The organism is Streptomyces sp. NPDC006743 (genome assembly GCF_040703815.1).
GTDB lineage: Bacteria > Actinomycetota > Actinomycetes > Streptomycetales > Streptomycetaceae > Streptomyces.
In genome coordinates this window covers 1-20,832 of record NZ_JBEYJA010000021.1, presented here as the reverse complement: position 1 = coordinate 20,832, position 20,832 = coordinate 1, and the positions used below count along the sequence as shown (strand labels likewise).

16 protein-coding genes are annotated in these 20,832 nt (G+C 74.4%); 10 read left to right on the top strand and 6 right to left on the bottom strand.

What is annotated here, in order from left to right:
- Positions 1 to 222 precede the first annotated feature (222 nt).
- Positions 223 to 3,018 (top strand): AAA family ATPase, encoded by a 2,796-nt coding sequence (locus tag ABZ719_RS18985; RefSeq protein ID WP_366726329.1) that lies wholly within the window; start codon positions 223 to 225, stop codon positions 3,016 to 3,018.
- A gap of 374 nt (positions 3,019 to 3,392) precedes the next feature.
- Here ABZ719_RS18985 and ABZ719_RS18980 read toward each other — a convergent pair whose 3' ends face one another.
- Positions 3,393 to 6,119: an AAA family ATPase gene (locus tag ABZ719_RS18980; RefSeq protein WP_366726328.1), complete on the bottom strand. Its 2,727-nt coding sequence runs from the start codon at positions 6,117 to 6,119 to the stop codon at positions 3,393 to 3,395.
- Between the two features lie 162 nt (positions 6,120 to 6,281).
- On the bottom strand, positions 6,282 to 6,716 hold the full coding sequence (locus tag ABZ719_RS18975) for a hypothetical protein (protein WP_366726327.1): 435 nt from the start codon (positions 6,714 to 6,716) through the stop codon (positions 6,282 to 6,284).
- A 419-nt stretch (positions 6,717 to 7,135) separates the two neighbouring features.
- Here ABZ719_RS18975 and ABZ719_RS18970 point away from each other — a divergent pair, with 419 nt between their 5' ends.
- Positions 7,136 to 7,711, top strand: coding sequence for a TetR/AcrR family transcriptional regulator (locus ABZ719_RS18970; protein WP_366726326.1), 576 nt, complete (start codon positions 7,136 to 7,138; stop codon positions 7,709 to 7,711).
- Positions 7,712 to 7,801: 90 nt separating this feature from the next.
- Here ABZ719_RS18970 and ABZ719_RS18965 read toward each other — a convergent pair whose 3' ends face one another.
- From ABZ719_RS18965 to ABZ719_RS18950, 4 genes are all read right to left on the bottom strand, one after another.
- The gene (locus ABZ719_RS18965) at positions 7,802 to 9,136 is read right to left on the bottom strand and encodes a glutamate-1-semialdehyde 2,1-aminomutase (RefSeq protein ID WP_366726325.1); all 1,335 of its coding nucleotides are present in this window, start codon (positions 9,134 to 9,136) and stop codon (positions 7,802 to 7,804) included.
- Complete coding sequence (locus tag ABZ719_RS18960) at positions 9,133 to 9,750, bottom strand: DUF6309 family protein (protein ID WP_366726324.1); 618 nt, start codon at positions 9,748 to 9,750, stop codon at positions 9,133 to 9,135. The genes ABZ719_RS18965 and ABZ719_RS18960 overlap by 4 nt, the downstream gene beginning before the upstream one ends.
- Before the next feature lie 5 nt (positions 9,751 to 9,755).
- Positions 9,756 to 10,553: a phytanoyl-CoA dioxygenase family protein gene (locus ABZ719_RS18955; RefSeq protein WP_366726323.1), complete on the bottom strand. Its 798-nt coding sequence runs from the start codon at positions 10,551 to 10,553 to the stop codon at positions 9,756 to 9,758.
- A gap of 156 nt (positions 10,554 to 10,709) precedes the next feature.
- Complete coding sequence (locus ABZ719_RS18950) at positions 10,710 to 11,702, bottom strand: aldo/keto reductase (protein WP_366726322.1); 993 nt, start codon at positions 11,700 to 11,702, stop codon at positions 10,710 to 10,712.
- A gap of 496 nt (positions 11,703 to 12,198) precedes the next feature.
- Here ABZ719_RS18950 and ABZ719_RS18945 point away from each other — a divergent pair, with 496 nt between their 5' ends.
- From ABZ719_RS18945 to ABZ719_RS18910, 8 genes are all read left to right on the top strand, one after another.
- Positions 12,199 to 13,236 carry an NAD-dependent epimerase/dehydratase family protein gene (locus ABZ719_RS18945; RefSeq protein ID WP_366726321.1) on the top strand — a complete coding sequence of 346 codons (1,038 nt, stop codon included), beginning with the start codon at positions 12,199 to 12,201 and terminating at the stop codon, positions 13,234 to 13,236.
- Between the two features lie 58 nt (positions 13,237 to 13,294).
- Positions 13,295 to 14,347: a UbiA prenyltransferase family protein gene (locus tag ABZ719_RS18940; RefSeq protein ID WP_366726320.1), complete on the top strand. Its 1,053-nt coding sequence runs from the start codon at positions 13,295 to 13,297 to the stop codon at positions 14,345 to 14,347.
- A 140-nt stretch (positions 14,348 to 14,487) separates the two neighbouring features.
- Entirely contained in the window at positions 14,488 to 15,516 is a 1,029-nt protein-coding gene (locus ABZ719_RS18935; protein WP_366726319.1) for a glycosyltransferase family 2 protein, read from the top strand.
- Complete coding sequence (locus ABZ719_RS18930) at positions 15,513 to 17,042, top strand: endonuclease/exonuclease/phosphatase family protein (protein WP_366726318.1); 1,530 nt, start codon at positions 15,513 to 15,515, stop codon at positions 17,040 to 17,042. Before ABZ719_RS18935 ends, ABZ719_RS18930 begins: the two co-directional genes overlap by 4 nt.
- Entirely contained in the window at positions 17,039 to 18,166 is a 1,128-nt protein-coding gene (locus tag ABZ719_RS18925) for a glycosyltransferase (RefSeq protein ID WP_366726317.1), read from the top strand. The genes ABZ719_RS18930 and ABZ719_RS18925 overlap by 4 nt, the downstream gene beginning before the upstream one ends.
- Positions 18,163 to 19,455, top strand: coding sequence for a lysylphosphatidylglycerol synthase domain-containing protein (locus ABZ719_RS18920; RefSeq protein WP_366726316.1), 1,293 nt, complete (start codon positions 18,163 to 18,165; stop codon positions 19,453 to 19,455). Before ABZ719_RS18925 ends, ABZ719_RS18920 begins: the two co-directional genes overlap by 4 nt.
- Complete coding sequence (locus ABZ719_RS18915) at positions 19,445 to 20,179, top strand: polysaccharide deacetylase family protein (protein ID WP_366726315.1); 735 nt, start codon at positions 19,445 to 19,447, stop codon at positions 20,177 to 20,179. Before ABZ719_RS18920 ends, ABZ719_RS18915 begins: the two co-directional genes overlap by 11 nt.
- A 142-nt stretch (positions 20,180 to 20,321) precedes the next feature.
- Positions 20,322 to 20,699 carry a peptidase inhibitor family I36 protein gene (locus ABZ719_RS18910; RefSeq protein WP_366726314.1) on the top strand — a complete coding sequence of 126 codons (378 nt, stop codon included), beginning with the start codon at positions 20,322 to 20,324 and terminating at the stop codon, positions 20,697 to 20,699.
- The last annotated feature ends 133 nt before the right edge of the window (positions 20,700 to 20,832 follow it).

The following is a 20,832-nucleotide window of genomic DNA, read 5'->3' as shown; positions in this document are numbered from 1 at the left end:
GTACCCCTCGCAGGCGCCGAGGGAACCCCGGCAGCCGGCCCGGAACGCAGCTCCGCAGGCGCGTCGGGCAGGCTCCCGCAGGCGGTCCGCGGGCCCCGGCAGGCAGCAAGCTGCATGCGAACTGCCTGGTTCCGCAGGTGGCCCTTCGGGTGGGATGGGACCAGGCAAGGCAGCGCTCCCGTGAATCCGGTGGGACCGTTCGCCGCAGATCGGGGGTCATCCATGAACGCGCAGGTCGAGATCTCCCCTCGCACGGCCGGCACGGAGGGACGTCAGGCACCGCTGCCCGTCCCGGCCCCGCCCGGCACGCTGCCCGGGGAGGCGGGACTCGTCGGCCGGGACCGCGAACTGCGGGCCCTCGGCACCTTCCTGCGCCAGGCCCTGGAGAACGGCGCGGCCCGGGTCCTGCGCGGGCACGCGGGTGCGGGGAAGTCCGCGCTGCTCGACGCCTGTGTCGAGCGGGCGGCGGCCACCGGGATGCGCGTCCTGCGCTGCACCGGCATCCGCGGGGGCAACCCGTCCGACCTGTCCGGGCTGCTCCAGATCGTCTGGCCGGTCCTGGCGAGCCCGGGCTGGTCGTCGGCGGCCGGCCGGCTCCGCGCCCTGGAGATGCTGCTGCTCGACGGTGCCGCCTCGCACCAGGGCAACCGGTCCCAACTGCCGTTCGCCGTCCTGCGGGTCCTGGAATCGGTCAGCGCCGACCAGCCGCTCCTGATGGCCGTCGACGACTGGGACGCACTCGACCGCCCCAGCCGGGAAGTGCTCTCCTTCGTGGCCCGCAGGACCGAGGGCCACGCGATGGGCTTCCTGCTGGCCGCCCGTCCGCACCGCACGCGTCTGACGGCGCTGGCCGGTCTTCCCGAACTGCCGATCGGCCCGCTGACACCGGCGCAGTCCGCCGCGCTGCTGGTCTCGCGCAGGCCGGGCAACGACGCTCAGGCCGTGCGCGAACTGCTGGCCACCGCCGCCGGCAACCCGCTGGCACTCCTGGAACTGCCCACCCGCTCCGAGGACGACTTCCCCTACGTGCCCGCCTCCTCCGACCGGCTGGCCTCCGCCATGGCACCGGGCGTGTCGCGGCTGCCCTCCGGCACCCGGGACCTGCTGCTCGTGGCGGCGCTCCACCCGGCGGGCGAACTCCCGCTGCTGCTGTCGGCCGCGTCGCGGATCGCGGGCACCGAGCTGGACTTCGCCACGGCGGAACCCGCCGAACGCGACGGCCTCGTGGTGTTCGACGGCATGCGTCTGCGCTTCAGCCACCCCGCCACGGCCGGAGCCGTCGTCCACGACGTCGCGCCGTCGCGCTGCCGTGCCGCGCACGCGGCCCTCGCCGCCGTGCTGACCCCGGACTCGGTGGGGATGCTGTGGCACCTCTCGCAGGCGGCGGAGGGGCCCGACCCGGAGCTGGCCCGTCGCCTGGAGGCCGCCCACCGGCACGCGCTGGAGCAGTGCGAGCCGCCGATGGCCGTACGTCTGCTGCGGCGGGCCGCCGACCTGCACCGCACGCCCGAGGAGCGCGGCCGGTGCACCCTGCGGGCCGCGCAGCTCGCCCACGACCTCGGTCTCCAACGGGCGGCGCGGACGCTGGCGCACCGTGCGCTGCGCCACCCGCTGGGCCCCCTGGGCACGCTCTGCGCGCAGGCCCTGACGTGGCCGGGCGGCGGCACCGTACGGCTGCCGGCCGGTTCCGGTTCCTGGCCCGCGCCGGCCGCCGCCGCCGAGCAGGAGAGCGCGCTGGAACTGATCCGGCTCACGGCGCCCGCCGTCGCGGGCGACCCCGAACGCGCCGAGGAACTGCTCGCCTTCATGGACACCCTGCCGGAACGGGCCGACGATCCCCGCCTGCTGCACGCCCTGGCCACGGTGGCCCCGGTGTGCCGGGCCGCCACCGTCGTCTCCCGGCTGGCCGCCTTCCAGGGGCTGACGGACACCTCCGTACGGGATCTGGAGCGGCTGGGTGAGGCGGCCCTGCTCGCCGGTGACCCGCTGCGCGCGCTGGACCTGCACCGCCGGGCCGAGCGCCGCTACCGCTTCCACGAGCTGCCCGAACCGCCGGCCCGTGTCATCCTGCGGCAGGGCCTGGCACACCTGGCCGTGGGTGACTGGGGTCAGGGCGGGCAGGCGTTCGAGCAGTCCGAGCGGCTCGCCGAGGAGTACGGCCTGCGTCACCACCGGGCGGCGGCCCGCCTGCTGGGAGAACTCACGCGGGGCCTGCGGACCGGAACGGTGCCCCGCCCCGATGCCCGGGGGCTGGAGGAGGCCCGGCGCTCGGTGCCCGGGATCGACGAGGTACTGGCCGTCGGCAGCGGATGGGCCCAGGTCGAGGGCGGCGACTTCGGCGCCGGGTTCGCGGCCCTCGCCTCCCTCGTGGCCGCCCCCGGCCGGCGTACGGCGGCCCTGTCCGCGCTGGTGCCCTTCGCGGAGGCGGCCGTCGCCGCGAACGCGGCCGGACAGGCGCGGGCGGTGCTGGACCAGCTCGCCCGCGACCTGGGCGCGCAGTGCGCCCCGCTCGTCACCGCCCGGCTCGCGGTGGCACGGGCCGTCCTGGCCGACGACCGGGACGCGGAGCCGCTGTACGAGCAGGCGTTCGCCATGGACGCGGCCCGGCTGCCCTTCCTGGAGGCGCCGCTGCGCCTGGCGCACGGGCGCCGGCTGCGCCTGCGGCGCCAGTTCGCCGAGTCCCGGGTCGGTCTGCGGCAGGCGGCGGCCCTCTACACCATGATGGGCGCCGATGCACGGGCCGCGCGGATCGCCGCCGAGCTGCGGGCCTCCGGTGAGCGGCAGGAGGGCTCCGCGCCCGGTGCTCAGCGGCGGACCCCGGTCCGTGAACTGCTCAACGCCCAGGAGCTGCGGATCGCCGAACTGGCGGCCCGCGGGCTGTCCAACCGGCAGATCGGTGAACTCCTCCACCTCTCGCCCCGTACCATCGGCGCCTACCTGTACCGCATCTTCCCCCGGCTGGGTGTGACGGCGCGGGCCCAGCTCGCCGAGGTGCTGAGGGACGGCCTGGCCGGCTGAGCGGGCGGCCCCGGCCCGTGCACCGGGCTGGGGCGCGACGGAGGTGCCGCACCATCGGCTGAGGTGCGGCGCACGTGCTCCACCGGCGCCGGGCGACACATGTCCTCCGCCGACACCGGCGACACCCCTGCTCCGCCCGCGCCGGGCGCCGCATGTGTTCAGTACGCTCGGGACGTGTCCGGTCGGCGCCGGGCGCGCCCCACGTGTTCAGTCCGCGCCGGACGCGCCGCACGAGACCAGTCCGTGCCGGGCGCCGCAGGTGTTCCAGCTCCTCCCGGACGCCGCACGTGTCCCTCCGTGCCCCGCGCGGCGCACAGGGTCCGCTCCTTGCCGCGCGCCGCGTACTCACTCCATGCCGGGCGCGCCGCGCACGCTCAGTCCGTGCCGATGCGTGCGGCGAGCTGGGCGCGTGAGGTGACTCCCAGTTTCGGGAAGATCTGGTACAGGTGCGAGGCCACCGTGCGGGGGGAGAGCCGCAGTTGTTCCCCGATGGCCCGGTTGGACAGGCCGCGGGCGGCGAGCCGGGCGATGGTGAGCTGCTGCGGCGACAGCAGCCGGGAGACGTCACTCCCGCCGGGCTCGGCCGTCGTCAGGCCCGCGGCCCGCAGCTCCGTCTCCGCCAGGTCCGCACGCGGCCCGGCGCCGAGCGCGCGGAAGAGGGACTCGGCGGCGGCGAGGGGTTCGCGTGATTCGGTGACGCGCCGTCTGCGCCTGAGCCAGGCCCCGTGTCCGAAGAGGGTCATGCCGTGCAGCAGCGGCCAGGTCTCGACACCGGGCCCGAGCGCCGCGCGGTAGCGGCTCCCGGCCTCCTCGTCGGGGGCGAGCACCGCGTCCGCGTACGCCAGGATCCGCCGGAGCAGGGGCGTGCGGCCGGTCCGGGTCTGGGACTCGACCCGCGCGACGACGGCCCTGGCGTCGTCCGGTTCACCGGCCGGCGGCGCCGCCTCCGCGAGGAAGGCCAGGCCCCAGAACTGCTCGTAGGAGTAGGGCGCCGAGGGTTCGGTGACCATGGAACGCAGCTGGGCGTAGGCCTCGGCGTACCGGCCGGTGCCCGAGGCCGTCAGCGCGCGGGCGAGCGAGGCGAGGCTCAGCTGCCGGCTCTGGCCGAGGCGCAAGGAGGCCTCCTCGACCTCCGCGGCGAACTCCAGGGCCCGCTCATGGCGGCCGCGCAGGGCCTCGACGACGCCCAGTGTCCCGGTGGCCCGCGCCACCCAGTCGGTCTGGCCGGTCCTGGCGGCGATCCTGCGGCCCTCGTCGGCCAGTTCCTCGGCGGTACGCCACTGGGTGCCCAGCCAGATCTCCTCCAGCGCCCTGGGCACGAGGATCTGCGGCAGCCGCCCGTACCGCCCGTCGGCGCGGGCCGTCCGCTCCGCCTCCCGGAACAGCAGCGTGGCCCGGCCGAGGTCGCCGACGAGGTGGGCGAGCTGACCGAGCAGGCCGAGGTCCTCACCGCCGGGCCGGCGCAGCACGCGGTGCGTGTCCTCGTCGGGCACCGACTGCGGTTCCGCCAGCGCCATGACGGCGATGTCGCGGGCGTCCCACGGCCGGGGCCGCAGGTCCTGCACGGTGCGGACCAGCAGGCGCCGGTCGTCGGGTCCGGCCTGGTGCCACCAGCACCTGCGGGCCGCCGCGTGCAGCAGTTTCCGGCTGAGCGCCATGTCCTGCCCGGCGACCGCGCGCGCCGCCTCGCACAGGCCCGCGATGCCCTCCCGGCCGACCACGAAGTTGCCCGGCAGGAGTTCGTGCACCCACAGCAGCAGGGCGCGGCCGTAGGCGCCCAGTCCGGCCGGGTCGATCCCGCGGGCCAGCCGCAGGGCCTGTTCGCGCAGGCCGTGGTCGCAGGCCAGCTCGGTGGCGCGCAGCAGCCGGGCCGCCCGGCGGGCCGGGTCCGGGGAGAGGCGGGCCGCGCATTCGAGCGCGGCCAGGGCGGTCAGGACGCCGGTTCCCGGACGGCTCTGCCCGGCCAGGTCCTCCAGCAGCACGGCGAGGTCCTCGTCGGTGCCCACCGCGCACTGGGCCGCGTGCCAGGCCGCGTGGGGCGGGCTGGTGACGCTGCGGCCGAGGGCCGCGTGGGCGGCCAGGCGCCGTGCCGCCGACTCCAGGTGCAGCACGGCCGTGCGCAAGAAGGGGCGGGGAAACCGCAGACGGCGGCCGTCCTCGACGAGCAGCCCCCGCCGGACGGCCTCGGTCAGTCCGTCGCGTGCCGCGTCGCCGCTGCCCAGGACGTACCGGGTGGCGCCCAGTACGTCCCAGGTGAGGGACGAGGTGCTGAGCGCGGCGGTGAGCAGCGCGCGGCGCGCGGCCTCCGGCAGTTCCGCCAGCTCCTGCGCGTACGCCTCGGCCATGCGCGGGGTCGCGGGGAGCGTGCCGAGCACGGCGGCGTCGCCGGGGGCGCCGTCGCCCAAGGACAGTTCGGTGAGGGCCAGGGGGTTGCCCTCGGCGGCGGCGAGGACGAGTTCCGTCTCGGCGTATCCCGTGGCCCGTCCGGCGTGTTCGACGAGGGCGCGGGCCTCGGGCTCGGGCAGCGGTCCCAGGGTGGCGGCGAGCGCGTCGGGGGTGAGCGGGGTGGCGGCGGGGGCGGCGGGCAGGGTCCGTTCGGTGACGATCATGGCCACCCGGGTTCCGGCGCACAGGCGGGCCAGCTCCCGTACGGTGTCCCGGCTCGCGGCGTCGATGCGGTCGAGGTCGTCCACGCAGACCAGGACCGGCTGCGGGATCCGGGCGAGCAGGTCGAGCACGGCCGCCGCCAGCCGGTCGGGTGCCGGGGCGCTGTCGCCGCCGAACGCCGCGTCCAGCGTCTCGTGGCCGGCGGCGGGCAGGTCGTCGAGCGGGGCCGGGCGGGGCCGCAGGAGGCTGTGGAGTGCGGCGTGCGGGACGTCGCGTTCGGCCGGTGCCGAGGACGTGGTGAGCACGCGTACTCCCTGGTCCGCCGCGGTGCGGGCGGCGAACCGCAGGAGGGCGGACTTGCCCGTGCCGGGGGCTCCGCTCAGGTGCAGCACACCTCCGCCGCCGCGCAGGGCGGCCAGCAGGGTGGCCACCAGGTCCTGTTCGCGGGCGCGCCCGAGGAGGCGGGGGTCGTCAGAACCGGACCGCGCGCTCATCCGGTTCCCTCCTCCAACATCCCTCCAGCCAGGTCGCTGTGCGTTCCCGCCCGACGCGACGCGCGTCCCGGGGGCCGGCTCAGTGCTCGGTCCGGAGGCCGGACAGGCCGCCGCGCGGCAGCGCCCGCCTTCCCGTCCGACGCCGAAAGGGCAGGCCAGATGCTAACACCCGGTCGGCGCACCGACCGGTCCCGCTCCGGGGTCGGCGGCGGCGTAGAGACCGCGGATGCTGACGTCGTCCCCGCATTCGAGGCGGTGGAAGACCCAGTCGATGGGACAGCACCGGCGGGCGCCGGGAAGTTCCACGACGAGGGGGGCGGCGGTCGGGGTGGACGCGGGCGCGTGACGCCATACTCCCCCGGCCCGGCGGGTCAGGATCTCGCCGATGTAGCAGCCGAAGGCGACGAGCGACTCGGACATCTCCTCGCCCGTGGCTCCTTCGGCGCGGAAGCCGTCGACGATGCCCTCCACCAGATCGAGGCTCTCGGGGGTGTAGTCGAGTTCCGCGCCGCTGATGTCGGCTGCGGTCGCGACGATGGCAGCTGCGTGCCGGGGCGCGCTGTCGGGCTCCAGTGGGTGTGTCAGGTGCAGCTGCATGTTCGTCCTCGGGCTGATGCCGTCACTGTCTTCGAGGCTAGCTTGATAACACCCGCGCAGCATGCCCCTGTGTCCGCCGGTCCGAACCTCAGCCGGGTTCCGTTCCGCGGGTCCCGGCGGCACATGGTGCACCGCGGCGCCGGGCACGTCGAGCCCCGCCGGCGCCCGCCGGGCGGACACACCGGCACATATGCGGTGCAGAGGTGCCGTGATCGCCGTGCCCGGCTCCAGGAGGACAGTCGATCGACTCATGCCTTCCGGTTGTCCGGCTGCCAGAGTCGGACCGTGTTCCGTCGCCGGCTCCGAGGGTTTTCCCTGTGTGCCGTCAGGGCCCAGGGCCCTCCGCGCTCGTCCGGATCCGGCCGGACACCACCGGATCAATCCGTCTGCGCAGCCCCCGGCGAAGGAAGGACTCAGCCATGGCACGCCCCCGCGCGTTCGACACCGACCTGGCAGTGGAACGGGCCATGAGCCTCTTCCGGTCGAAGGGTTACCACGGCACACCGCTGCCCCTGCTCACGGATCGGCTGGGCATCGGCAGCGGCAGTCTGTACGCGGCCTTCGGTTCCAAGGACGGCCTCTACGCGCGGGCCCTGGAGCACTACTGCGCCGGCCTGGTCGCCGATCTCGCCCGGCGGATGGGGAGCGGGACCGACGTCCGGACGGCACTGCGCACGTTACTTCTCGCCGTGGTCACCGACGACCTGACGGACCCCGAGCGCGGCTGCCTGCTGGTCAGCGCCGCGACGGAGCGCGCGGCGCACGAGGGGACGGTGGCCCAGGTGAGGGCCGCCATGGCCGCGGTCGAGGCCGTGCTGACAGGTGCGCTGGAGCACGCCCGGGAGCGCGGTGAGCTGGCCACCGGCCGAAGCCCGGTCGAACTCGCCCGGTTCCTCCTGACGTTCATCCAGGGCCTGCACGTGATGGGGAACGCGCGCGCCGACCGGGGTTTCCTGGAGAACGCGGTGTCAGGAGCGCTGAGGGTGCTGGACTGAGAGCTGCGGACAAAAGGGGCGCCCGGCTTCCACCCCTGCGGGCCCCCGGTCCGCGTCCCGTGGCCTCTTCCCACGCCGCCCGCCGCCGCTTCACAGCGCGGCGAACGCGGCGTGGACCGCCTCGCACGTCGCCTCCAGTTCCGCTTCGGTGACGCAGGCCGGGACGAACCAGCAGGCCATGCCGAAGGCGTTGGTGTGGATGCCGCGTTCCAGGAGGGCGTGGCGGAAGGCGTCGTGCCGGGCCCGGTCGGCGGCGAAGAGGTCGCGGTACCCGCGGGTGGGTGTGCCGTCGGGGGTGAAGACGGCCTGGAACATGGCGCCCACGCCCTGGACCGCGCACGGGACGCGCCGGTCGTGCGCGGCGCGGCGGATCGCCTCCATGACACGTGTGCCGCTCTCCTCGATGTGTGCGACGGTCCCCGGCTGGTTCAGCCGGCGCAGGGTGTGCAGTGCGGAGGCCGCGCACAGCGGCGAGGCGTTGTAGGTGCCGCCGTGCTTGACCCGGCCCTCGGCGAGGGCTTCCATCACGTCCGCGCGTCCGGCGAAGGCGGCGACGGGCAGGCCGCCGCCGAGTGCCTTGGAGAAGACGGCGAGGTCCGGGACGACCCCGAACATGGCCTGGGCGCCGCCGGGTCCGGTGCGGAAACCGGTGCACACCTCGTCGAAGACGAGCACGATCCCGCGTGCCGTGCATTCGTCCCTGAGCAGGTCCAGGTAGCCGGGTGCGGGCATGGTGCAGGCGTTGTTGGCGACGATCGGCTCGCAGACGACGGCGGCCAGTTCGCCGCGGTGGGCGTCGAGGGCGGCGCGCAGGGCCGCCGGGTCGTTCCACGGACAGACGACGACGTCGTCCAGCACTCCTCGGGGGATCCCCGGGGAGTGGGGCACAGGGAACGGAGCGGTGCCGGGGCCGGCTTCGGCGGCCGTCGGACGGTTGGAGACGGCCAGCGTGTCGGTCCAGCCGTGGTAGTGCCCCTCGAACTTGAGGATCTTCGAGCGTCCCGTGTGCGCGCGGGCCGCGCGGACGGCGCCCTGCACCGCCTCGCTCCCCGAGTTGGCGAACCGGACGAGTTCCGCGCAGGGCACCATGTCGCGGATCAGTTCGGCCAGCTCCACCTCGACGGTGTTGCAGGTGCCGAACATCGTGCCGCTCCGCAGGACGCCGGTCAGCGTCTCGGTGAGGTGCTCGGGGGCGTGGCCGAGGACCGCGCTGCCGTACGAGATCAGGTAGTCGATGTACTCGTTGCCGTCGACGTCCCAGATGCGGCTGCCGGATCCGCGGGCCATGTACAGCGGGTAGGGGTGCGGCCCGGTCGAGGTCGCCCGGGAGGAGGAACTGACACCCCCGGCCAGCGAGGCCCGGGCGCGCTCGAACCAGGCGCGGCTGCCTTCGGTTCCGGGCAGCGCCGGTACACGGGTGTTCATGAGGACTCCGCTCTGGAGGGGGACGGTCCGCTGGGGAGGGGCGGTCCGCTGGAGAGGGACGGTCCGCTGGTGCGGGCTCCGGCGGCGTGCCGCGCGCCGTGCGGCGGCGGTCCGGCCACGTACTCCTCGAACCACCGGCCGCGGGTCAGCCGGCCCGTCGTGGCCCAGGCGAGCATGCGGTGCAGGCCGTCCAGGTGGATCAGTCCCTGACGGGTCGTCAGGCGGTCGTAGTCGGGGCCGCTCACCGGGCGGGTGCTGAGGAACAGCGGCAGGTGAGCCGCCCGGCGCTGCCGGGCTAGTTTCACGGCGCACAGGGGGTTGGACCGCTCGTAGGAGGCGCCCAGGACGGTGAGCCGGCCCGCCGCCTCGGCCACGGTCAGGCCGGTGGCGGGGACGAGTTCCCGCTCGCCGTCCTCGCCCAGGTGCCAGGGCAGCACCACCTCCCGTACCTCCGGCCCCTCCAGCAGAAGCCGCCGCCAGGGGCCGGGGAACTCCTGCCGGGCGGTGCGGATGTGCCGTTCGGCCCGGTCGTCGAAGTCGGTGGGGTCTGCGGGATCGTGGGTGTGGTGCCGGAGGAAGCGGCGCAGTACGGCCTCGAACGGCAGGCTCTGCATGACCCTCACCGCCCGCGGCCCTCCGCTCCCCGGTACTCGCCGAAGTGCCGTTCGGCGAACAGTTCGGGCCGCCCCGCGTCCAGTCCGCGCGAGCGCGCCACGGCCAGCACCTGTCTCCAGTACGGTTTGACCGGCGGCCACGGGGTGCCCGTGCGGCAGTAGGAGCCGTCGATCATGTAGCGCGGTTCCGCGCCGGAGTGCGGGGGACGGGCGGGCCGGCGCGTGTGGAAGAGCGCCGAGTGCAGGATCACCGTGGAGCCCGGTGGCAGCATGTCGATGACCGTCTCCCCCGGAAGGACATCCGTGCCCCGGTGACCGAGGGCGCCCTTCTCCGCGACCTGCCGGTGCGACCCGGGCAGGACCGCGAGCGGCCCCTGTTCCGGCCGGAGGCCGCGGATGTAGTGCAGGGCGTGGACCATCGGCAGGCGCCGGTCCCGCTGGGGCCGCTGCTCGTAGTCGTGGTGCCAGTTCTTGCCGGGGGCACAGGCGGGCCGCCTGTCGCTGTGCAGGTGGTGGAAGACGAAGGACTCGCCCAGCAGGGCGGGGTGGGCGAGCAGGTCCATGAGCGGCGGGTACACCGCCAGCTCCCCGTGTGCCTCCAGGTCCAGTTCGACGGTCAGCGGGGGCCGTGCGCCGGGCCGGCACGCGTCGATGGAGTGCTGCCGCCGGCCCGAGTCCACCCACTGGTCGACCTCGGGCACCAGGCGGTCGACGAGGCCGGACGGCAGGAAGCCGGGGAGGACGAGGAAGCCGTCCTCGGTGAACTCCTCCACCGGGGCATCGATGGCACGAACGTCTGTCATAGGTGGGAACCCCTGGTTCAGTCGGCTGTCCTCGCGCCGCCGGAATCCGTCCGCGGCGCCGCCCTTCAGGGCTCGGTACGGCGGTCCGGGCGCTGGACACATGTGTTTCACCGCTCCGGGGTGCGCGACCTGACCGCCGGCCGCGCACCCCGGCCCTCACGCGCCCAGCAGGACCTGGATCTCCTTCATCAGGTTCTCCTCCAGCGGACCGTGCTCCAGCGCCCCGGCGTTCTCCTCGACCTGCGCGACGGAGCGGAACCCGGGGATCGGCAGCGTCCGCGGGCTGCGCGCCCACAGCCAGGCGAGGGCTCCCTGGGCCAGGGTCCGTCCCCCGCTCGTCAGCACCTCCCGGACGGCCGCCACGCGCCGGGCCCAGTCGGGTGCGGGCACGCCGCCGGGGCCGTACCACGTCAGCCAGGCGGGCGGCACCGCGCGGATGTCACCGGCGCCGGCCCCGCTCCCGGCCCCCGCCGCCTTCGCCAGCAGCCCCATCGCCAGGGGACTGCGGTTGACGCTGGTCAGTCCCCGGGCCGCGCAGAGGGCGAACAGCTCGGGAGCGTCCTGGAGGACGTTGGCCGCATGCTGGACGGCGAGACAGTTCGTCCCGTCGGCGAAGAGCGCCGCGCGCCGCGGGTCGTCGGTGCTCCAGGCGTAGCCCCGCACCAGGCCCTCCTGGACCAGGTCCTCGCAGGTCTCCCGCAGTGCGAGGGCCCGTTCGGGCGGTGTGTCGGACAGATGGAGCTGGTACAGGTCGACGTAGTCGGTGCCCAGGCGCTCCAGCGAGGCGAGGAGCGCGCGGCGCACGTGTCCGGGTGAGTCGTCGCTGCCGGTCAGGGTCTTCGTCCGTTCGTCGAAGACGTTCCCCCACTTGGTGGCGATCACGGCCTCGCTCCTGCGTCCCCGCAGCGCCCGGCCGAGGACGCGCTCGCTGTGACCGGCGCCGTAGGTGTCGGCGGTGTCGAAGAAGGTGATGCCGAGGTCCAGGGCGCGGCGGACGGCGGCCACGGACTCGTCGTCGTCGACGGCTCCCCAGCCCAGCGGGTTGCCGTCCCGGTCCTGCCAGGGGCCGCCGATGGCCCAGCACCCCAGGCCGAGCGCCCCGGTGCTGATGTCGCTGCCGCCCAGCCGTCTGTCTCTCCAGGTGTCCATGGCCCGGCACATTACGTCGGGAGACACACACATATGCAAGTGGCAGATGACGTTCCGTGATCACGCGGTTCCGATCCGGCCACTCTTCGGATGACTTCCGCCCGGGATCGGCGGAGCGCCTTTCGGACACTCCCCCGCCTCACCTGCACGGTGCACGCGCTCCTTTGAGTGCGAGCGGCCGCGGAGGTCAGAACATTCTTCGCACTTGTTCCCCCGCACGACGGCGCTGCGGAACAGGAACCCGGGGACCGGAGCGGCGAATTCCGGCTCGCCAGACTGACCGGAAGATTTTTCTGACGCCTCATCAGATCATGACGTGTCTTCACTCGGCACTGAGTGCCATGCCATCGTTCCGACACGTGTCCGACCGACTCCGGCACGGCTCACACCCGGTGTTGAGCTGGCTTTTCCGTCCGATTCACTGAACGGAAACATCAATGAAACAGTCCGCGTTCACACGTATCTCCATGCCCGCTCCTGTACGGGAGGTGACCCTGTGCTCCGTCGTGTGGTGATCACCGGCAGCAGCGGCATGCTCGGCACCGCGCTGGCCCGGCGGCTGGCCGAGAACGGCTGCGAGGTCGTGGGCCTCGACCTCACCCACCGCGCCGACGCCACGGCCGGCCGGCTGGTGACGTGCGACATCCGCGACGGTGCCGCCGTCCGGCGTGCCGTACGCGGCGCCGACCTGCTGGTGCACAGCGCCTCGGCCCTGCCCAGCTACGCCACCACGCAGATCGACTCGATCGTCGTGGAGGGAACCCGTACGGTCCTGGCCGCCGCCGCGAGCCAGGACGTCCCCCGCGTCGTCCACCTCTCCACCGGCTCCGTCTACGGGCTGCCCTCGCAGGTCCCGACGCCGGAGACCTACCCCCGCAGCCCGATCGACCCCTACGGCAGGGCCAAGGCCCGGGCCGAGGAACTCGTGGAGAAGGCCCGGGCCGACGGCCTGGTGGTGCCCGTGCTGCGTCCCAAGACCTTCCTGGGCCCCGGCCGGCTGGGCATCTTCGCCATGCTCTTCGAATGGGCCGCCGAGGGCCACCACTTCCCCGTGCTCGGCTCCGGCCGGGTACGCAGCCAGATGCTGGACGTCGAGGACCTCGTCGACGCCGTCCTGCTGGCCGCCGAGGCCCCGGCCGACGTGGTCAACACGGAGTTCAACGTCGGCGCGGCCCGGTACGGCACCCTGCGCGAGGACTTCCAGACCGTTCTGGACGCCGCCGGACACGGCAAGCGGGTCATCGGACTGCCCATGCGGCCCGCCGTCGCGGTGCTCGAACTGCTGGCGCACGCCCGTCTGTCGCCGGTCTACATGCGGCTCATCCACAAGCTCCGCGCCGACAGTTGCATGGACATCTCCCGCATCCGCGAGCGGCTCGGTTTCGAGCCCCGCTACTCCAACCGCGAGGCGATCTCCCGCAGCTTCGAGTGGTGGCGGTCCGAACACCGCGGCGCCGACGGCCGGCCGGGCGGCCGGACCAGCCGTGACCCCTGGCAGCAGGGCGCCCTCCGGCTCGCCAAGGCGGTCTTCTGAACCGTCGCGAGAACGGGTCAGCAACCCACTCCCCCCTCCCGCCGGTTCGAGGAGAGCCATGCACGGTGTCAACCCGGTGGCCCCCGCCGCCCGTCCGTCGTCCCCCACCGTCCCCCCGGCTTCACCCCCCAGCGCTTCACCTCCCATCGCTCCACCTCCCATCGCTTCACCCGCCCTCGCCGGCCCGCCGGCCGCTCCGGCCACCGCCTCCCCCGCCCCGGGGCAGGCAACCGCCGGCGAGAAACACGCGCCGGGCACAGCCCGTGCCCTGCTGCGCCTGTCCCGCCCCTACCAGTGGGCCAAGAACCCCCTGGTCATCGTCGTGCCCGCGGTGCTCGTCCACCCCAGCGCGGTGCACGCGGGCCTCGCGGTCCTGTGGGCCACCGCCCTGTTCACCCTCGCCTCGGTCGCGGTCTACGTGCTCAACGACCTCACCGACCGCGAGCGTGACCGGCTCAACCCCGCCAAGAGCCACCGGCCGCTCGCCTCGGGCGCCCTGTCACCCCGTGCCGCCTGGACGTACCTCGCCGGGGTCGCCGCCGCGCTGGCCGCCGGCGTCGTCCTCGCCTCACCGGCCAGGGCGTGGCCGGTCCTGGCGTACCTCGCACTCAACCTCGCCTACAGCTACCACCTCAAACACGTGGCGCTCGTCGACTCGTTCGTGGTCGCACTCGGCTTCGTCCTGCGTGCCGTCCAGGGCTACCTGGCCATCGGTGCCCGGCCCTCCTGCTGGCTGCTGCTGACGGTGCTGAGCAGCTGCATGCTGCTGGTCCTCGGCAAGCGGCGCAGGGAACTGCTGGACGTGGCGGGCGAGCACCGGCCGGCCCTCGCCGGGTACTCCGTCCAGTTCATCGACTGCCTGACCATGATCAGCGCCACGCTGACCGCGGTCGCCGTGGGCATCTACCTGACGGCCGCACCCGAACCGAGCGGCACCGCCACCGCGTTCGCCTTCCTCACCCTGACCGTGTCGGTCTTCGCGGTCTTCCGCTACCTCCAGGTGCTGCTGGTCGGCGGCGGCGGCGCCGACCCCGTGCGGACCCTGTTCAGGGACCGGCTGCTCATCGGCTGCGGCGTGGCATGGGCGGGCCTGTTCGCGTTCCTGTCCTGACGGACCCGAGCCTTCCGGCGCCCGCCCCGGGGCGCCCGCTCCCGGGCCACCGGCCCGAGAGCCCGTGGACACGACCCGAGAGCCCGTGGACACGACCCGAGAACCCGTCGACACGACCCGAGAACCCGGAAAGGACCACCGTGGAAGAACCACTGGTGTCACTGATCATCCCGAACTACAACTACGCGCGGTCCCTGGGCCTGTCCATCCAGTCCGCCAAGGACCAGGACTACCCGAACCTCGAGATCATCGTCGTGGACGACTGCAGCACCGACGGCTCCTTGGAGATCGCCCGGTCGCACGGCGTGCGGGTGGTGAGCACCGGCACCAACAGCGGCGTGGCCACCGCCAGGAACACCGGGGCGGCGCACGCCCGCGGCAGCATCCTCTTCTTCCTGGACTCCGACGTCGCGCTGCGGCCCGGTGCCGTCCGGGCCGCGGTCGACCTGCTCGCCGCCCACCCGGAGGCGGGCGCGGTCTGCGGCATGTACGAGCCGGAGCCGCTGATCCGGGACAGCCTCGTCGAGGAGTGCCGGTGCCTGCAGGCCTACTACTGGCGCACCAGCTCCGAGGGCACGGTCAGCTTCCTCATCTCCGCGATGTGCGCCCTGCGGGTGGAGGTCTTCGAGGAGATCGGCCCGTTCAACCCGAACCTGCGGCAGACCGAGGAGGTCGACTACGGGCAGCGGCTGAGCCGGCGCTACGACCTGCTCCTGACCCCCGTCATCCGGGGCTTCCACGACGACGACCACGAGATGTGGCCGCTGATACGCAAGATCTTCACCCGGGCCCGGCTCCGCATCCCCCTCTACGCCCGGCGCAGGAGGTTCGCCAAGGGCTTCGAGACGGCCTCCCGTTCCTGGGCCAGCCTGGTCTCGCTGCTGGCTGCGGTCTCCCTCGCGGCCCCCGCCCTGCTGGGACCTGCCGCCTGGCTGCTGCCGGTACTGCTGCTGTGCACCGTGATCGGCCTCGACTTCGGCATGTACCGGTTCGTCGCCGCCCGCCGCGGCCTCGCCTTCATGCCCAGCTTCATCGGAGTCCAGCTGGCCTTCAACCTCACCGTGGCGGTGGGCGTGGTCTTCGGCGTGGTGCACTGGCTCTGCTCGCCCTCGTTCCGCAGGCTGTACGACCGCGACCGGACGGTCCCGTCCGTCGCCCCGGCGCTGTGACGCCCGCCGAAGGGGCGGCGGCGCGGGCCACCGCCGCCCCGCGGACCGGGACGGCGGCCGGCGGCGGCCGGCAGCAAAAGGCGCGCACCGACCGGGTCCGGCGGCACCGCCGCCCCCGGCTGCTGACCGCCCTGGCCGTGCTCTGGACCTGTTTCGCGCTCGTGCAGCGGCTGCTCAGCGGCCGGTGGTGGGTCATGCTCGTCCCCGACCTCGTACCGCCCATCGCCTTCCTGCTCGTCCCGGTGCTCCTGATGGTGTGGGCCGGCGTCAGCGGGCTGCGGCGGAAGGGACGGGACGGGCGGAACGCCACCGCCGGTGCCGAAGGGGACGCAGCCGGGGACGGAGTGAAGGCCCCCGCCGGTACCGAGGGGCATGCTGCGCAAGCCACCGCCGGTGCCCAGGGGCCCGGAGCGAGAGCCACCGCCGGTGTCCAAGGGCCCGGAGCGAGAGCCACCGCCGGTGTCCAAGGGCCCGGAGCGAGAGCCACCGCCGGTGTCCAAGGGCCCGGAGCGAGAGCCACCGCCGGCTCGAGTGACCCGGCCGCCGGCCCAGGTCCGCGGGCGGGTGCGAGCGGCGGCGGGTCCGGTGGCTCCCGGGTGGCCGGGCGCCGGGTGCCGCAGTTCGCCTCCCGCCGTGCCGCGCTGCTCCTGGTGTGCGCCCTGGCGCTGGTCTCCGCCTGCGTCAGCTGGCCGCGCAACGGGGTCCGGCTCGCCGCACTGACCCACCACGTGTCCTCCACCGCCGGGGACCTGCGCATCGTCTCCTGGAACACCACCTGGTGGGGACAGGACGTCGACAAGGACAGCTTCTGGCGGACCCTGCGGGCCCAGCGGGCCGACGTCTACCTGCTCCAGGAGTACCTCCACGGCGTCGACTACCGGCAGGAGAACCTCCGGCCCGTCGACGACCTGGCCCGTATCCACCGCGAGTTCCCCGGGTACCACGTCGTGACCCGCGGGGAACTCATCACCCTCTCGCGGTACCCGGTCATCGGCTCGAAGCTCGTCGGCACGGGCCAGTCGGTCGCCGGCCGGCCCGACGCGCCCTGGCTGGAGGTGTACCGGGCGGTCAAGACGCTGCGCGTCGACATCCGGGTGCACGGGCGGCCCCTGTCGCTCTACAACGTCCACATCCCCGTGCAGATCGACCCCGGCCCCCAGCTCATCTCCCCCAGCGTCTTCGGCATGCTGCGTGACCGTCAGCGCACCAGGACGGCGCAGTTCCGGGGGCTGAACGCGGAACTGCGCGAGCAGCGCGCGAAGAGCGCGGCCGCCCTCGTCGCGGGGGACTTCAACAGCAGTCCCGCCATGGGCGAGATGCAGGAGCTGCGCAGCACCATGCGGGACGCCGCGGACAGCGGCACCGACCTGTACCCCCATTCGTGGAACGAGCTGGTCCCCGTGCTCGGGCTGTGGCGGCTTGACTGGGCGTTCTCCACCGGCCCGGTCACCGTCGACCGCTACCGCTTCGACGACATGCACCACCTGTCCGATCACCGAGCCCAGGTCCTGGAGGTGTCCCTGTGACCGGATCCGGCCCGCACCCCGCCCCACCGGAACGCGACGACGGCGCCGGCGGCGCCCCGCCGCCCCGCGTCTCGGTGGTCATCCCGAACTACAACTACGCCAAGACGCTGCCGCTGTGCCTGGAATCGCTGCGCCGGCAGACCCTCCCGCCCTTCGAGATCATCGTGTCGGACGACGCCAGCACCGACGGGTCCGCCGACATCGCCGAACGCTTCGGCTGCCGGGTGCTGCGCGCGACCACCAACCAGGGGGTCTCCGCCGCGCGGAACGCGGGGGCCGCCGCCGCACGCGGTGACATCCTCTTCTTCCTCGACTCCGACGAGGCCCTCTCGCCCCGTTCCCTGGAGAACGCCGTACGGCTCCTGGCCGAGGACCCGGGACTCGGGTGCGTGCACGGCGTCATCGCCCCCGAACCCCTCGTGGACGACGGCCCGGTGGAGTGGTATCGCACCCTGCACGCCCACCACTGGCGGCTCAAGGGTGTGGGCCCCACCCCCACCGCGTTCTTCGCGGCGGCGGCGGTGCCCCGACGGGTTTTCGAGGATGTCGGCCCCTTCCACCCCGCGCTGCGCGACAGCGAGGACGTGGAGTACAGCGAGCGGCTGTCCGCCCGCTACCGCATCCTGCTCACCGCGCAGGTGGAGGCCGCCCACGACGAGGAGTACCGGCTCGGGCCGATGCTGCGCGAGCAGTTCCGCCGGGCCCAGTACCTGCTCCCGTTCGCCGCCGCCCACCGGCGCCGGCCGGGCGCGCTGCGGGCCAACAGCATGGCGGGGGTCGCGGCGGCGCTGTTCACCGTGGCGACGCTGCCCGCTCTCGCCGTCCCCCGGTTCGCTGCCCTGCCCCTTCTCGGGCTGCTGGCCTTCGCCTGCGCCGATCTGCCGCTGCTGCGGTTCGTCCGGCGGCGGCGCGGGACCGGTTTCGTGCCCCTGTTCGTCGCCCTGCACCTGCTGGTGAACCTCCAGATCGCGCTGGGGGCCGGTACCGGGTGGCTGCGCAGCAAGCTCGACCGCGGCTTCGGCGCTCCGGCCGGCCACCGTCCCGCGCCGGCCGGTCCGCCCCGCGAGCCGCGTGACACGGTGCCCGTCCCGGCCTCCGAGCACGCGGAAGGGGGCACCGGATGACCGTGGCCCGCCGTGACGAGAACGCGGCCGGGGCCGAGTGCCCCGAGCAGCCGGTGACCGTCGGCCTCGGCCGCACCGGGGCAGGCGGTGGCGCCGGCCGGAAGCCGGCGGGGATACGCGTCGCGGTGCCCGGTCCGGGCTCAGGTCCTGACGGCGGCTCCGGCCTCGGCACGGACGCCGGCTCCGACTCCGGCCTTCCCTCGGACACCGACTCCGCACCCGGGTCCGGCTCGGGGACCGGCCCGGACGCCGACTCCCGTACAGGGACCGGCTCGCACGCCGACTCCCGGACAGGGACCGGCCCGGACCCCGACTCCCGGACCGGGAGACGAAAGTGGTCCCGGCCCGTGCGGCGGTCGCTGGCCGCGGTGCTGGTCGGGGGTGCCGCGTACGGCATGTGGCGGGCCCTGGACGGCAGCGGCCCGGTCATCGCCGACCTGCTGACCCGCGAGGGCGCGGCCCCCTGGCTTGCCGGCTCGGCCGTGGTCAACCTCGCGGGACTGGCGCTGAGCATGGCGTCCTGGCGCAGCACGCTGGCCGGCGTGGGAACCGTCCTGCGCTGGGGGCCCACCGCCGAGATCTTCGGTGCGACCGTCCTCGGCAAGTACCTGCCCGGCCCCTTCTGGAGCGCCCTGGCCGGGGTGCACCTGGGACGGCGCAACGGCGTCCCGGCGCAGCGCATGGTCACCGCGTACGTCCTCAACTCGGTGGTGGTGCTGCTCACGGCCGCCGTCGTGGGCGTCCTCGCCGCCCCCCGGGTGATGGGCGACGGCGCGTGGTGGCTGCTGCCGGTGGCCCTCGCCCTCGCGGGCCTGCTCTGGAGACCGGGGGCCGTCCTGCGGGCAGCACGCGGCGCGGCCAAGCTCCTGCGCAGGCCCGCGCCCGACCTGCGGGTGGCGGACGGCGACCTGCGCCGGGCCGTCGTGTGGGAGGTGCTGTCCTGGGTCGTCGGCGGTGCGCACCTGTGGATGATCTCGGTGGTGCTCGGAGCCTCCGGCGCCGCCTCGCTCGGTCTGTGCGTGGGCGGATTCGCCCTGGCCGCCGCGGCGGGCGCCGCCGCTCTGGTCGTGCCCGGCGGAGCGGGCGTGCGCGAGGTCGTCCTGATGGTGGTCCTGACGGCGGACCTGCCCTGGGCGCAGGCGGGGGCCGCCGCCCTGGCCAGCCGCCTGTGCTGCACCGTCACCGAGGTCCTGGGCGCCGGCACGGCCGTCCTGGCGGGCCGCCTGGCGACCGGACGCCGTGGCGGGCGCGCCCTCGCCCTCGCGGGGGAGGCGTCCCATGGCACCTGAGACGTCCGCTCGGGCGGTACGGGCCCTGGGGGCACAGGCGGCCTGGAGCCTGGTGCGCCGGGCCGAGGCACTGCGCGCCCGGTTCACCGGCGGCGCGGAAACCGGTCCCGCCCTCGGGCGGGGTCCCGTCTTCCGCGTCCCGCCCGGTCCTGCCGGTGGGCGGGACCCTGATCCGCCGCTGGCCCTCACCGTCGACGACGGCCCCGACCCCCGCTGGACGCCGGCCCTGCTCGACGTCCTCGACTCCCACGGGGTGCGGGCCACCTTCTTCGTGGTCGGCACCCGGGCGAGAGCGCATCCCGCGCTGCTGCGCCGGGTCCTGGCCGCCGGACACCGGCTCGGCAACCACTCCCTGACCCACCGCCAGCCGTTCGCCGCGCTGACCGCCGGCGCGCTCGACCACGAGATCGCGGAGACCCAGCGCGTGGTGGCGGACGAGACCGGCGTCACCCCGGTCCTCTTCCGGGCCCCGGCCGGCGGCTGGTCGCGGTCGGTCCTCGCCGCCGTACGGCACCACGGCCTGACGCCGGTGGACTGGACGGTGGATCCGAAGGACTGGCGCCGGCCCCCCGCCGGACGCATCGCGCAGCGGGTGGCCCGCGCGCGGGCGGGCGACATCGTCCTCTGCCACGACGGCGGCGGTGACCGCTCGCACACCGTCACGGCGCTGGACACGGCGCTGGCTTCGCTGCGCGCCCGCGGGACGCGATTCGCGCCCCTGTAGGACCCGGCCCCGGACGCGCCGGCCGCGTCACGCGCACGGCCGCCGGCGCGCCCGGTTCCCCCGTCCGGGTCCGACACGGACATGTCCGCCCGCCCCGGCAACAGGGCCGTGGCGGCGACGGACAGCACAGAGAGGAAAACCCATGCGAAGAATCCGGAACATGCTTCTCGTCCTCGGGGTGACGGCGGCCCTGTTCAGCGGCACCGCCTGGCCGTCCCAGGCGGCGCCCGCCGCCTACCACTGCGATGCCGCGCACGACCACGACGGTGTCCTCGTCACGTTCGCCGACCGCGACTACGGAGGGGAGTGCCGGGCCTCCTCGTACCCCCAGGTCGGGGATCTGCGGAACCTGGGCTTCAACGACACGATCTCCTCGCTGAAGAACCGCACCCCGAACACGCTCTGCTTCTACAGCGACGCGAACAACAAGGGCAAGGTGTTCCAGATCCACGCCTGGGAGTGGTGGTACACCCTCCCGGACTGGATCGACGACCAGATCTCGTCCTACGACTTCTGCTGAGGGCCTGCGGGGTCCAAGTGCCCGTGACCGGACGGGTCCAGCCGTAGTCGCCGGCCGGGCCGCCTCCTGATGCGCGCGGTCAACCTGGCCGCCGCCCGGCAGTTCCGCGAACGGGAAGGACACCTGCGGGTCC